This is a genomic window from Lentimicrobiaceae bacterium (genome assembly GCA_023227965.1).
Lineage (GTDB): Bacteria > Bacteroidota > Bacteroidia > Bacteroidales > JALOCA01 > JALOCA01.
This window is the reverse complement of sequence record JALOCA010000024.1, coordinates 14,779-30,167: the sequence shown is the minus strand read 5'-3', so window position 1 is coordinate 30,167 and position 15,389 is coordinate 14,779. Positions and strand designations below refer to the sequence as shown.

The window sequence follows — 15,389 nt, the reverse complement described above, 5'->3', positions numbered from 1 at the left end:
ATGTTTTTTAATAATTGTGGAAATCTATTGTTGCTATGGCTATAAATTAAATCATAGATTTCCAACAATATTCCTTTAAATCGGATTTTTAAAATAATACCAACTTTTTATGTATTTTTGATACTTTTAATGGAAGATGTTGCCTATTTTTGCATGACAAGTGGTAGAGGCAATAAATTATCTATATTAATAAAATTTATATAATTGCACAATGTTATCAATATATAAATATTGTATAAAGAAGATTATAGCTATATGTTTTATAATATTGATAACACCTGCATTTAGTCAGAACTATAAGTTAGTTGATAGTTTAAAAAAAATAATTCATAAATCAAAATCGGATTCTGTAGTTGTTTTGTCTTATATAAAATTGGCTAATGAGTATAATAACAAGCTATTTTTAAAAAAATATTATTATCAAAAGGCATTAGAATTTACTGTTAAAACAGGCTACAAAAAGGGTACAGCCGACATTTATGAAACAATGGCTAATGACCCCATAAATGCAAACAATTACACCTTGGCTTTGGATTATCTCCGGAAAGCAGTAACAATTTATACGGAGCTTGATTTAAAGTATAATGTAATGCAATGTTATAATGCGATTTCTGTTCAATATTTTTATAAAGGGGATAATTATAAAGCGCTTGAATTTTCTTCCAAAGCATTGCAGATTGCAAAAGATAATAACTATGAAAATAATAAAGCGATAATATATAGTAATATAAATTTAGTTTATATTCGGCTTGGTGATTACGAAAAGGCAAATGAATACAGTTTTAATGCTTTACGAATTTTTCAAAAAAATAATAATAAACAACAAATTGCCCGGTGTAAATTAAATATTGGTTCGCTGTTTTATAAATTATCAGATTATAAAAAATCATTCAAATACTTCAGCGAAGCCATGAATGATTTTAAAGAAATTAATGATACAAAGGGTTATAGTATATGCTTAACCAATTTAGGTTCCATTTATAATATACAAAAAAATTATAAGCAAGCCCTGAAATATTTCCTAAAAGCTGTTGAAATAGACAAGAAAAACAATGATTTGGATGGAATATCTTCCAATTACAGCAACATAGGATCCGCATATTATCAATTAAATAGTTATGCTACGGCAATGAAATATTTCAGAAAGTCGGAAGAAATTTACAAAAAAAGCAGCGATATTAATGGCTTGGCGAGTGTATATTTTAATATATCCCGCATAGAAACAAAACGAAAATATTTTAATATTGCACAAAATTACTGTCAAAAAAGTATTGAATTATTTACAGAATCAGGTGATTTAGATCAAAAACGGATTGCATTAGAACAATTAGCAAATATATACCATCTTACCGGTAATAACGATAAAGCATACAAAGTGTATCTGGAATCGGCAGGGTTGAAGGACAGTTTGTTCAATATTGAGAAAACCAAAAAGATAGCAATATTTGAAGAAAAATATTTAAATGAAAAATTAGAAAAGGAAAATTTAACTTTAAAATTTAAAAACGACATACAATCAACAAAAATAGATAGCCAGAGAAGATTAAATATAACCTATTTAGTTACATTACTTCTTTCTATTGCAGCTATTATTATTATCGTTATTCAGCTCAGAAAAAAGAACATTGCTTATAAATATATTGTGAAAAAGAATATAGATTTAATGAGCAAAGAACACGAAATAAAGGAAATGCGTAATCAGATACGAAATGTTTTGGATACAGAGGAACAAAAAAACACCATATCGGAAGACGAAAAGGAAAAGGTTTTGCGACGGCTGGAAAAATTGCTCGAAGTAGATAAAATTTATAAAAAGACAGATCTATCTATCGAAAAACTTGCAAAACGTTTATTGACAAACCGTACATACCTGTCGCAAATTATTAATGAAGAGTTTGATAAAAAATATACAGACTTTATTAATGAGTATCGGGTAAAAGAGGCAATGCTGATGCTGTCGGATATCCAGTTTACAAAGAAATATTCTATTGAAGCTATAGCCAACGAAGCCGGATTTAACACCATTTCGAACTTTAATTCTGTTTTTAAAAAATATACCGGAATCACCCCATCTGTCTTTAAGAAAGAAACAGATAATCAAACAAGTAAATCATAAAATTGTAATAACAAATATACCAATTAAATAGTATATACTTTCTCTTTTATAAGATTTCTGATTTTATTTGCATCAGAAAATTATAGTCAGTAATAATATTAATAGCACAAAAATGGAGAACAGATTTACTAGCTTAAAAAGATGGGGCATTTTGCTGTGGATAATATTTTTATCCACTTTCGCAAATGCCCAGTGGGTTATTAACGAAGGTTTTGAAAGTGAAACATTCCCTGCAGGATGGACTTACTACGATGCAAACAACGACGGAAGCCATTGGCGTCCACGTAATCATGCTTATGCACACACCGGAAATTACATGTGCTTTGTAGATTGTTTCAGCAACAATGGCAACGATTGGATAGTAACACCACAGATTGCAGTTCAGTCAGATTATATTTTTACATTTTATGCAAGGTCGTGGTTTTCAACTGAAAAGATGAATGTAAAACTTTCAACCACGGGCAATGCAATAAATAACTTTAATGTTACCTTACAATCAGTTACGGGCTTGGGGAATAGCTATGTGGAATATACATACGATTTAAGTGCTTATGTAGGACAAAATGTTTACCTTGCCATTCAGTGGGTTGAAGATAATTATGCTTTGGTTATTGATGATGTTAAAGTTGGAGCACCAGAGGCTTACGATGTAGGATTGTTATCTATTACGTCTCCAATAAATCATAATCTCATAAACACTCCGATTATTCCGTCGGTTACAATAAAAAATTATGGAACTTCCAGCATAACTTCTGATTTTCCTGTTGGTTGCATCATTACAAATTCATCCGGAAGCATGGTATATTCCGATACTGTTTCTCATACGGGCGCATTCCCTTCGGGTACAACGGATGTGGTTAATTTTCAGGCTTGGCAAAGTGCTGATACCGGGTTATATCATGTTAATATGTTTTCGTTACTGGCAAACGATGCTGTTCCAAACAATGATACCTTATCGAGAACAACACATCTTGTTATGCATTACGGTACCGGAGGTCCGGATTCGTTAAGTTATCGCTGGATAGACAGTGGTGAGCCAAGCGGACCAGCTTATAATTGGATAGAAATCAGCAATACAGGTGCTTCCACAATAACATATGGAGTAACCGGATTTTATGGAGATGATAATTTTTCGGAACCAATACCCATAGGATTTGATTTTCCTTTTTATGGGATAAACAGAAGCCAGTTTTATGCGGATATTAATGGTACATTATTACTCGCAGATAACCAGTGGTATAAAGAATATCCTTCCAACGGATGGCATAGTGATGGCAATATTTTTAATTATACTTATCCAATACCCGGATATTCCGAAATGCCGGCATTAATCTCTGTTTACTGGGATGATTTGTATGCAGATGAAGGTACTGGAAATATTTATTATCAAACTTTTGGAACTGCTCCCAATCGTTATTGTGTGATTGAATGGAATAATTTACGGTTTGCTGCCGGAACAGGTGGAACACCAACCTTGTGTTTTGAAGCGATTTTATACGAAAACGGAGAAATTGCCATGCAATACAAAAATGTTGCAAACGGGCAAACAGGTAGCCCCGCCATTCATGATTACGGACAAAGTGCCACTGTAGCCATACAGAATGACGAAGGTACCGTAGGACTTTGCTATCTTCGTGAAATTGTGGAAAATAACCAATACATTGGGCCAGAACCTCCGGGCAATCTTTTGAAAAACAACATGGCTATTAAGTTTTACATGGGAGAAGATACCCAGGCACCGATAATGGCATCTGAAGACGTCTGGAATACCTTTAACCATACTCCGGAAATAACTGCTACTATACTCGATATTTCCGGAATAAGTTCTGATACTTTGTATTACAACATCGGAAATGGCTGGCAAAGTATGACGCATACTTCTTTCGAAGCTCCTAATATTTATCATTATCAGTTACCGTCAATTCCAAGCAGCAGCACCATCAGCTATTATTTTGCTGCAACCGATAATTCTACCAACCACAATCGTGGTACTTTACCTTCCAATATTCCAACAGAATATTTCTCATTTAAAATCCTCCCAACAGCAGGTGTAAATATTTTGTTTTTGACTCCGGGTAACAAACCAGGTTATCAGGATTATCAAAATAAGGAATATCCAAAATATATTAATGCGTTGGATTTGGCAGGCGTGGATTACGATGTTTACAACTGGGCAGAATATCCCTCTTATCGTTTTCCGGATTGCTATAATATAATTTTTGCATATTCGAATTCATCGGGTAACTCTGCCATTCATGATACTTTATCGGTTGCTCTGATGAATTTTCTGGATTCAGGAACCGAAACATCTCCTAAAAACTTATTTCTGGCATCCGATAATATGGCAAAAATGCAGTATCCCGAACCCAATGCAAAACCTTTAAAAAAGTTTTTTACTGCTTACATCCGTGGTGAATATATTGCTCAGGTAAATCCACCTATTTTTGGTGGAGACGATGGGATAGGAGGACCTGATTCCATAGGATTTGCTTCCGGAAGCATTAAAGGATTGGCAGGAACACCAATAGGGGAAACAGATGAGGAAATAAATGTTTATGCTGACAGTCCTGATGTAATTATGAACGGGGATTGTCCTGAATGGTATGCCAATGAAGTTACCAATCCCGAGATAAATTCCTGGGGTTCTTATGTATTTGAAGACGGACCTTTCGATGGAGATGCCTATTCAAAGGGAAATGGTTGTGCTATTTGGCTTGATGATCTTATTTATAAATCTTATTTTCTAAGTTTTGATATTTCACAGTTTACCAATAACAATGATATTAATTCAACGATAGAGGATGCTCTGGAATGGTTTGGTTTGATAAATTATACAATTACAGCTACCTCAAATCCTCCGGGTGGAGGTATGGTTACCGGCGCCGGTACCTATGCTGGAAATACCACTGCAACACTAACAGCAACACCACAAACTGGTTATAACTTTGTCAAATGGACGGAAAATGGTAGCACGGTGTCAAATAACTCTGTGTATTCGTTTGTTGTAACTTCTAACCGTAACCTGGTGGCTAATTTTGAGTTACAGACTTTTAACGTTATCACTTCTTCCGAACCTGCTGAAGGCGGTACTACTACCGGAAGCGGATACTATAGCTATGGCTATACCGCAACGGTAACTGCAACACCGGAACAGGGATACGATTTTATAAATTGGACGGAAAATGGAACAGTTTTATCTACTGCGCCTGTTTACTCTTTTATTGTTGTAACCGACCATTCGTTGGTGGCTACTTTTGAAAATCAAACAAATACTTACACTGTTACTGCTATTGCCAATCCGGAAGAAGGTGGTACAATCACCGGTGCCGGAAACTATGTAGCTAATTCTACCGCAACCTTAGTCGCAACTCCTGACACCGGCTATAATTTTGTAAACTGGACAGAAAACGGAACAATTGTATCAACAGACTTAACATATTCATTTGAAGTAACTTCCAATCGTTCGTTGGTGGCAAATTTTGAAATTCAGGCTTTTGTAATAACCGCTAATGTTTATCCGGTTGAAAGTGGTACAGTTACAGGGGAAGGTACATTTAACTACAATGAAACAGTTACTCTGACAGCCATTCCCGGAGCTGATTATTTATTTGTTAACTGGATGGAAAACGGAACGGAAGTATCTACTGATTCAATATATTCATTTTCTGCCATTGCAAACAGATCGCTAACAGCTAACTTTACTCCTAAGGTTTCTGTACCAGAACGAGATATGGCTTCGGAAATTAAAGTTTATCCAAACCCTGCTGATGGATATTTTGCATTAGAGTTTCCTTCAGGAATTATAAACAATGTATTTGTTAAAATTAAAAATATTCAGGGTCAGATATTAGGTTCTTATTCACTATCAAATGTGGCAAGTAACAGTAAAGTCTTTAATGTTTCTTATCTGACAAAAGGTTTATATTTTGCTGAAATTTATGTGAATAATGCTATTATTATCAAAAAAATAATAATAAAGTAAATCATTTTGTAAATTATAAAATCTTTATAATAAAGTATTAATAAAAAATAAGGTTATTCTTTACAATGAGTAACCTTATTTTTTAAAAATCATAAAAAAATCACTTTTATATACTTTATTTTATAAATACAAGAATGCTACCGCATAAGCTAAACAATCAATAAAAAATCATTCCAATTGAGCCTGCATAGTCTGGATTTCAAAATTAATATAAGTTTGAAACTAAATTTATGCTATAATAAACTGACCAACAAAAAAATATAAATTTTATAAAATCTTACAAATATACCAATTAATAAGTATTTAATCTGAAATATATAATCTGATAGATTTTATTTGCAGAATATATTTAAACGTTGAATAATAAAATTAAACATATTTTACAATAAAGCACTAAAATTCATCAATATTACTCATAAAATTTTCAAAATATGAAAAAAACGTTTACTTTTTTAATTATCCTGCTGTTTCTGGCTGGCGGCATAAAGACCATGGCTCAGACGGCTGCTGAGTATCAATTTGCCGGAAGCACAGGAACGTACACAGAAATCACAGGCTCCACCACTGGTATTACTACCGGAGATGATTATTTATCTTCTGCTATTGACATCGGATTTTCATTTAACTATTGTGGAATTGCTTATACTCAGGTGAAAATTTCTACGAATTGCTGGGTAGGATTGGGTACAGCAATGTCAAATCATGCAAAAGGGAATAATTTAGCATCAACATCTTACAAACCGCTTGTTGCACCATTATGGGATGATAACTATTCTGGTGATATTCAGTATACTACTGATGGAATATCTCCTAACCGGATTTTTACTGTACAATGGAAAAATGTAAAATGTTCAAAAGCTAGTAGTAGTGCAAGTCAGAATTTTCAGGTAAAATTATATGAAACGACAAACAAAATAGAAATCATTTTTGGAAATACAACTGCATTTTACATGGCCGCAATTTCAATCGGAATGAACGATGCTACAGGAGGTTCGGGACATTATTTGAGCGTTACACCAAACGCTACGCCTTCGTTGAGTACTGTAAGTTCGACAACGTCAAATAACAATATTTCAAGTAATACGGGACTTTCCAATGGAACACTATATACGTTTACCCCACCTTCGAATACCGCAAACCCCGTAACCTTTACGGCTACTGCCGCCAATGCTACTGAAATTGATTTGTCCTGGACTAAAAACCTGGCAAATGATAATGTGATGGTTGCATGGAATACTTCAAACACTTTTGGGGCACCTGCAAATGGCACATCCTATTCGGCTGGAAATACCATTACCGGTGGCGGAACAGTGCTGTACAATGGCGATCAGACAACTTTCAACCATACACCTGTATTATCAAATACAACCTATTATTATAAAGCCTGGTCTGTGGATGGCACCTTTGCTTATTCTACTGGAAAAATTGCCAACGCCACTACTCCCTGTGGTAAAAATATCACCTATCCTTTTACCCAGAATTTTGAAGGAAGCGTACCGCCCACAGCAGATTGCTGGAGCGAAGTTCGTACACCTTCTTCTTCCTACGGCTGGGGAAGCAGCGCAGGAGGCTATTCAGGAAAGAGTGCTGCATTTGAAACAGCCAATAATCCTTCGGGTAATCAATCAAAATTAATCACACCAGTGCTTGATTTATCCGGATTGTCTTCCGCTTGTTTAAAATTTTATTTTAAAAATTCCTATGGAGGCGATTTCTCTGTATTGCTTTCTACCGATGGAGGAAATACGTATCCTAATATTCTTTGGTCGGGATTAACCGGTCAAAGTACCTGGACTGAAAAATTAAAAGACATCAGCGCCTATACCGGCGCCGGCTATGATAATGTGAGAATTGCTTTCCAGGGGACAAGTAATTACAATGTGGATTACATTTATCTCGATAATGTAGTGGTGGAAGAAATTCCGGTAAATGCAATCTTCCTGATGAGCCCAACCAGCAAAAATTTTGGAGAAATTATTGCCAATACAACATCTACCCCCCAAACATTTACCATCAGTAACGAGGGACAGGCTTCACTGGTCATCGCCAGCGGCGATATTACCCTTACGGGAACCGATGCCAGCCAATTCACGCTTAGTGATGCCAATACTTATCCTATCAACCTTGTTTACGGGCAGACAGCAACGGTTAGCGTTTCATTTTCGCCAACTTCCACAGGAAACAAAACAGCCCAGTTGCAAATAGCTGCTAATGCCAAAGAAACACACATCGCCGATTTAAGCGGTACAGCCTTTGCCGAAGGTTCTTTGAGAGAAAGTTTTGAAGGTAGTTTCCCACCCGAGGGCTGGAGCATAGATCCTTCTACCTGGGGACAATCATCTTCACAATATTACGAGGGCGTAAAATGTACTTATTACACTCCTTATGCCGTGGTTTCTGATAAAAAACTTATCACCCCACAACTTACCATCATAACTGGTAGTACGTTAAAGTATTATGCAAAAACAAATTCAGGTACAACACAAACCTTACAGGTAAAATATTCGCCAGACCTTATAACCTGGACCGATATTGGAATTGCCAATACACTTACCGCTACCTGGGCAGAATATGTCGTTGATCTTTCATCTATTGCAGGCAATAATTATTATCTGGCAATAGCCGCCACCACGACTTACAGTTCTGCTAAATTTTATGTAGACTATGTAAGAGGACCTGTGATTTACGTTGCGCCACCGCAACCGGCAACTATCGGCGCTCCTGCCAATGCCGCCAGCAAAGTAAACATCAATACCACACTTACATGGTCTGCCGGCGCTACCGGAGGAACACCTCAAGGATATAAATTATATTTCGGAACCGATGGCGGTGGTACAGTTGCCCCCACCAATATCGAAAATGGTACGGTTCAAACTTCGCCCTATTCACCTGCTGCTCCATTAACTTTTGGTACAACTTATTATTGGCAGGTTGTGCCGTTCAATAGCGGAGGCGATGCCACAGGATGTCCCATCTGGTCGTTTTCTACCATGACTGGTCAGGCTGGTTTGTGGGACGGAACCATCAGCAACGACTGGGCAGATGTTTCCAACTGGGATAACGCACAACTTCCCGTAGCTTCTACTGATGTTATTATCCCGGCAGGATTAACCAACTACCCAACTCTTTCGGCTGCCGGAATCTGCCATAATCTTACCATAGAATCCGGTGCTTCATTGCTGGGAAATGCAAATCTTACCGTAACCGGAACCGCCAATGTCCAACAGACTATCGAAGGGGCTTTAGTCGGTGATAACGACAAATGGCATCTGATTTCGCAACCTGTTGCTTCCATTGCACAGGCAAGTGATGTCTTTAGTTATTGTTATTTAAAACAATACAATGAAACTGTGAACCTTTATGAAGATGTAGCCGGAACAACACCTTTGAATACTATCGGAAAAGGCTATTCCACCATGTACAGTTATCAGAACGGCGCTCCTACCACCAAAACGTTGGAATTTACCGGAAGTCTGAATGACGGAACTTATTCTATTCCATTATCATTTACCACCGGACAAGGCGAAGGATGGAATTTGGTTGGTAACCCCTATCCTTCGGCAATTGACTGGGATGCTGTATCTGGATGGACAAAACCTGCCGAAATGAACAACTCCATCTATTTCTGGGATAACACCCTGAACGCTGGAGTTGGTAATTATAAATATTACTTAGGTGCCGAAGGTTCTAACCAAGGTGTTGGAGCAAGCGGTGGTTCCCGTTATATTCCGCCGATGCAGGGTTTCTTTGTAAAAACCTCGGCTTCTGCCACACTTGGAATGGATAATGGGATTCGTGTTCATAATAATACTCCTTTTTATAAAGATTACAATATCAACCTATTGGTAAGATTACAAGTGGCTAACGGAAACTATTCCGACGAAGCCGTTGTCCGTTTTGATGCCAATGCAACCTCCGGAGCCGACAATGCTTATGATTGCTGGAAATTGTTTGTTTCCAATGTGCCGCAATTATCTACTGTTACTACCGATAATGTAAATATGGCAATTAATACCTTTCCAAAAATGGAAAACGAACTGATTATCCCTTTGCAATTAAATGCCGGAGTAAATGGTAATTTTACCCTCCGGGCAACCGAAATTCTTAATTTTAACAGTTCGCCGGTTATGCTGGAGGATAAAACACTAAACATCACTCAGGATTTAACCCAAAATCCGGCATATTCTTTCACGGCTTCCATTGGCGACAATCCTGATCGGTTTAATCTTCATTTTAAATCGGTTAATGGCATAAACGATCCATCGGAAAATAAGGTAAACATTTATTCCTGTGGTAAAATGGTTTATGTAAATCCTGGCAAGGAAACTCTGAACGGAAAAATAATTGTTTACGATATACTTGGGAAACCGGTAATTACAAAACAGATTGACATCTCTTCCTTATATTGTTTGCCTCTGAATACTATATCAGGTTGTTATATCATTAAGGTGTTTACAAATAACAGTGTTTATTCACAAAAAGTAATAATTAAATAGTGATATATTGGTTGTTAGTCATTGGTTACTGGTAGCAAAGCCGTTACCAATATTAACAAATATTTTGGATAACAATTTAACTTTATGAACATGAAAAATTTAATCAGATTACTACTTATCGTCGGATTCACTTTTATAGCTTCCATAGTTTTTAGTCAGCCTCATCCCAACAATTCTGGTGTTGGTGGAGGTACTGGTGGCAGCGGTCCTATCAACGGTTCTGCTCCGGGCGGTGGCGCTCCAATAGGTGGCGGCATAGGGATGTTGCTTATTATGGCTACTGCCTATGGCTATAAAAAAATTTATGAATTTCGTAAAAAATAATTAGTATTTAATTGGAAATAAAAAGGGGCTAACCAATCGGTTGGTCCCTTTATTTGTATTTTCTCTCAGTTATTTTTCCGGAACTTCCCCCAAATTTCATTTGGTATCATATACTGTTGGCATGGCTATCTGGGGTTTTGGTATTTTTCCACAGCTATGGTTTATAAAACAAAAAAGGCGGGCTAAACCCGCCAATTTGAACCGGAGCGGAGAGAATGGGATTCGAACCCATGAACCGCTTTTGACGATTACACACTTTCCAGGCGTGCGCCTTCGACCACTCGGCCATCTCTCCAAAAATGCGGTGCAAAAGTACGATTAATTTGTTAATGGCAAAATATTGTGTAAAATGCGCAAAATAAGCCATTATCATTCCTTTGTTTTCCCTCTTGTATAAACCACGAAACCGCCTTTATGAATAATGCTTCCTACAAACTGCGGGATTTTCTTATTTTTGTCCGATCAAAACGTACTTGCTTGCCTAAAATTCTTGTCATTCGGTTCAGCTCCATTGGCGATATAGTGCTTACCACCCCGGTGGTACGTTGTCTTAAAATGCAGATTCCTGGTGCCGAAGTACATTATCTTACAAAAAGACAATACCTTCCGCTGTTGGAAGCCAATCCTTACTTGGATGCAATTCATGTGATTGGTAAAAATGTAACGGAAGTTGTCCCTGCACTGAAAGCCGAAAATTTCGATTTTATCGTTGACCTGCACAAAAACCTGCGTTCGTTTATCGTTTTGCTACAGCTGCGGAAACCTTTCGGCAGTTTCTCCAAATTAAATCTGCGGAAATTTTTGTACACAAAGTTTAAAATAAACCTGCTGCCTAATGTCCATATCGTAGATCGTTATTTTGCGGCAGTCCGTAAGCTGGGCGTTACAAATGATGGCAAAGGTCTTGATTACTCCCTTCCACAAGATAAGGAAATCAATCTATATGCTCTGCCGCCAATCCACCAGAACGGTTTTGTTGCTTTTGCTATTGGAGCCAAACAGGTAACCAAAGCTCTTCCGGCAGAAAAAATTATTGCCGTTTGTCAGAAGCTGGAACAACCGGTGATACTGTTGGGTGGTAAAGAAGATTTTGAAAAAGGAGAAAAAATACGGGAGGCTCTTGGCAATAAAGTTGTAAATGCCTGCGGAATGTACAGTCTGCATGGTTCGGCTTCGCTGGTAAAGCAGGCACGGATAATGATAACACACGATACGGGATTAATGCACATTGCCGCGGCTTTCGATAAAAAGATTGTTTCCATCTGGGGAAACACCGTACCGCAGTTCGGTATGTATCCTTACCTTCCGCAGAACCCCGGAAACGCTGTAATTATAGAGGTAAAAAACCTGAAGTGCCGTCCTTGCAGCAAATTGGGATACGCCCGCTGCCCCAAAAAACATTTCGACTGCATGATGAAAATAGACGAAAATGCCGTTGCGGAACAGGTGAAAAATAAAAGCTGGGACTGAAATCCCAGCCTTTATCAATGGGGAAAATTTATGAATAGATTATTTCACTATTAATTTTTTAACAGCCGTTTGGAAATTATTTCCTTCGATTTTGCAGAAATACATTCCGGGAAGCAAATCGGTCAGCGAAATATTTACCTGCCCTGTAGTTTCGTTCAAAATTAAACTTTTTACCCGTTTACCGGTAATATCGTAAATTTGTAAAGCTGCATTTTGCGCATTGCCAGGAACCTGATAGCCAAAAGCCGTAAAATTATCAGCAGGATTAGGCATAGCCGGGCTAAGCATTGCCTGGAAGGGTCTATTTTCGCCAATCCCGGTAGTGTTATCAATAATGATGACCTGGAAATCGTCGAAATAGAATCCGTCGCCCGTAACGCCTCCATCGCTTATAAGGGTGAAGCGGAAGAGAACTTCCTCTCCTAAATAATCGCCGAGGTCAATTTCTTCATTTACCCAAGCATTTTGTGTCCCATCGTACAGAGGTTCGCCTGGAATCTGGTTATCGCTGCCAGGTTTGGTATATTTTCCTGTAAGAGGTGTCCATGTAGCGCCTCCGTCGTCAGAAATTTTTACCTGAACAAAGTCGTAACCTGGTTCGGTTTCCCATTTTGCCCAGAAATTTAATATTGCGTAACCGGCATGGGCTAAGTCAACCGGGGTGGTCAGGGTGACGGAGGAATTGGTATTATTCTGATAACTGCCGTTTGGAGAGTCGGTAATGGATTTGGGAGCGGAATGGTAAGCACTGCTTGTGGTATTCCATCCGTAGGTAGAACTCCAGTTATTCAGATTTTCGCAGGTATCGTTAAAAATAACTACAGGGGTACCAAATATTTTTGTCAACGTATCGGTTATTTCCCGATATCCGTCGTTGAGGGTGAGAAAGTAGGTAATTAAATCACCCTGGGCAATATCGTCGCGAAGGGTAAAGGGAATAGAATCCAGTTTACTTTGCCCGCTTTGTAACCCAGTAATGATTACAGGTTCTCCTATTGTACTAATGGCATTGTTCTGTGGGGTAACCGTTATGGTAAAATCCTGTGAGTCGTCGGTTCCCAGTTGCGATACCTCAAATTTCAAATAGCCGTCAGGTTCGGAAATTATTCCGGGAGTAGCATCTTCAATAAAGCCATATCCATGTACAAACCAGGCAGCCATCCAGCTTTGGTACATGTTTTCCTGGCAAAGTGGAATGATTTCGCTTACGGTAGGCCAGAATCCGCTACCTGCTATTTCTGGTGTATAGGATAAAATTTTATTTTTTGTAGTTTGTTCGCCGTACATCCAGTCGTCGGAACCACCGTTGGTTATGTAAATTGTTGTGCTTGCCGGTCCGTAGGTATAATGGTTTTCGGTAGCTAAAATGGTGGCTTGTTTATAAAATATCTGGTCGTCGGGACAAACATCTTCAGTATATCCCCAGGGATACAACAGCATGCCTGATACCGAGTGGTAGTTAATGGCGATTTTAAAATTATGACTGGTGCAAAAATCGCGTATAGCCTGTGTTTCGGGTTCGGAAAAAGCTTCTGTACCCCGGTAAGTTTCGTCGTCAGGATAAGGCGATGACCCATTGTTATCATAACCCCACATATAATCATAATTACGGTTAAGATCAATGCCATAGGAACCTCCACCATTGTTCGTGCGATTTTTACGCCACATTCCCCCACCATTGGGGTTGGTGGTTTCATTATAATAATATCCGTCAACATTAAAAACAGGAACAAAATACATTTCCGTATTGTCAACTAAGTATTTTACTTCGGGGTTGGTTTCGTAATTTTCGAGAAGATAATACATGTAATAAAGAAGATGTTGCATCCCAATAGGCTCGCGTGCATGGTGCATCCCGGTATAAAGAATCTGTGGTTCGTCTTCGGCAACATTTGGATTGTCGGAAATTTTAACAAAATAAATCGGCTCATTTAAAACAGTATTGCCGATGGACTGTTTCACCGTGATGAGGTTAGGGTATAGTGCCGCCATGTTATCAAGATGTGCCTGAAATTCGGCACGGGTGCAAAAACCGCCGAGGCTTCCCAATGAAAAACCGTTGGGTACAGGCCATTCTTTGGAGAACTTAGGGTCGCCATTGAGGGGCTGTTGCATTTCCTGCCGGTTTTTTTCGAGGTAATAAGCCTGCCAGTCGTCAATTAGCACCTCGGTTGCAAAACCATTTGACCTGATTTTTGCCAGTTCATCCTGTGAAAACTCAGAAATAAAATAGCCTTTACCGTGTATACCTTCCTCTGCAGGAATACCGAGGGAGGCTAATTTACGAAGACCATCGTCACCGGTAATAATTTTTACTCTCGAATATTTTTGCTGCTGGGCAAAACTTCCGAAGCCGGTAGTGCATAATACAAGAATTAATAGTAATAGTTTTCTCATGTTTCAATTTATTTATTTGTCCATTTAAAAGTTTCAATCATATGCTCAACATCTTTTTTAATAAATTCTATTACAGGTTGTAATGAGTCGTTATTGGGCGTTACGCTGAAGTATAGGGCGCCTCTGACAAAATGATGCAGGCTATCGGTTAAAAAAAACTGGTAGGCTGAGGCTGTTTCGCTTCCAGTGATATCGTAAATAAGCCCGTACACATGGTGTTCAGGTGTGTTAATGACGCGTTGTTTTATGGAATTAGCTTTGGGAATGTGTTTGTTTGCCATTTTGAATGCATCGTCGAGATATTGATTCAGATTATTGTCAACTTTTTTGTAGCTGAGGTGTATTCTGCCCTTAAATTTCGGATAAACAATATTGATCCAGTAAGGTTCCTCCGGCGAAAACTTATCGTGTTCGATCGTAGTAATCCTTCCAATTTCAAAAGTATAGGGAAATGTAGTATCGAATGTACGGTAAGTATGTTCTGGCAAGTCAATACGAAAATATCCCGTAGGTTTGGGAACGTAATTCTGCCCACAGGCGAAAAGGATAATACCGGAAATTATCGGTAATACGTAAAAAATTATTCTCTTCATTGTTAAGGGAT

7 protein-coding genes and 1 tRNA gene are annotated in these 15,389 nt (G+C 38.0%); 5 read left to right on the top strand and 3 right to left on the bottom strand.

The genetic code is table 11. The features are described from left to right. The first annotated feature begins 268 nt into the window (after nt 1–268). From M0R21_09080 to M0R21_09065, 4 genes are all read left to right on the top strand, one after another. A complete protein-coding gene (locus tag M0R21_09080) occupies nt 269–2,116 on the top strand; it encodes an AraC family transcriptional regulator (GenBank protein MCK9617970.1) in 1,848 nt (615 codons plus the stop codon). Between the two features lie 112 nt (nt 2,117–2,228). Further along, nucleotides 2,229–6,098 carry a choice-of-anchor J domain-containing protein gene (locus tag M0R21_09075; GenBank protein MCK9617969.1) on the top strand — a complete coding sequence of 1,290 codons (3,870 nt, stop codon included), beginning with the start codon at nt 2,229–2,231 and terminating at the stop codon, nt 6,096–6,098. A gap of 431 nt (nt 6,099–6,529) precedes the next feature. Beyond that, a complete protein-coding gene (locus M0R21_09070) occupies nt 6,530–10,594 on the top strand; it encodes a choice-of-anchor D domain-containing protein (protein ID MCK9617968.1) in 4,065 nt (1,354 codons plus the stop codon). Between the two features lie 90 nt (nt 10,595–10,684). Further along, nucleotides 10,685–10,918 (top strand): hypothetical protein, encoded by a 234-nt coding sequence (locus M0R21_09065; GenBank protein ID MCK9617967.1) that lies wholly within the window; start codon nt 10,685–10,687, stop codon nt 10,916–10,918. 207 nt (nt 10,919–11,125) lie between these two features. On the opposite strand, the gene M0R21_09060 is transcribed toward M0R21_09065, so the two are convergent. Further along, nucleotides 11,126–11,213: transfer RNA gene (locus tag M0R21_09060), tRNA-Ser, on the bottom strand. A 182-nt stretch (nt 11,214–11,395) separates the two neighbouring features. Here M0R21_09060 and M0R21_09055 point away from each other — a divergent pair. Then, on the top strand, nt 11,396–12,388 hold the full coding sequence (locus tag M0R21_09055; GenBank protein ID MCK9617966.1) for a glycosyltransferase family 9 protein: 993 nt from the start codon (nt 11,396–11,398) through the stop codon (nt 12,386–12,388). A 39-nt stretch (nt 12,389–12,427) separates the two neighbouring features. On the opposite strand, the gene M0R21_09050 is transcribed toward M0R21_09055, so the two are convergent. Together M0R21_09050 and gldD are read right to left on the bottom strand one after the other, a co-directional pair. Continuing rightward, nucleotides 12,428–14,785 (bottom strand): immune inhibitor A, encoded by a 2,358-nt coding sequence (locus M0R21_09050; GenBank protein ID MCK9617965.1) that lies wholly within the window; start codon nt 14,783–14,785, stop codon nt 12,428–12,430. Nucleotides 14,786–14,793: 8 nt separating this feature from the next. Continuing rightward, on the bottom strand, nt 14,794–15,378 hold the full coding sequence (gene gldD / locus M0R21_09045) for a gliding motility lipoprotein GldD (GenBank protein ID MCK9617964.1): 585 nt from the start codon (nt 15,376–15,378) through the stop codon (nt 14,794–14,796). Nucleotides 15,379–15,389 lie beyond the last annotated feature (11 nt).

Bases quoted from the DNA above. Each gene is read 5' to 3' on its own strand.
- M0R21_09075 (MCK9617969.1), top strand. From the start codon at position 2,229: ATGGAGAACAGATTTACTAGCTTAAAAAGATGGGGCATTTTGCTGTGG.
- gldD (MCK9617964.1), bottom strand. From the start codon at position 15,378: ATGAAGAGAATAATTTTTTACGTATTACCGATAATTTCCGGTATTATC.
- M0R21_09050 (MCK9617965.1), bottom strand. From the start codon at position 14,785: ATGAGAAAACTATTACTATTAATTCTTGTATTATGCACTACCGGCTTC.
- M0R21_09070 (MCK9617968.1), top strand. From the start codon at position 6,530: ATGAAAAAAACGTTTACTTTTTTAATTATCCTGCTGTTTCTGGCTGGC.
- M0R21_09065 (MCK9617967.1), top strand. From the start codon at position 10,685: ATGAAAAATTTAATCAGATTACTACTTATCGTCGGATTCACTTTTATA.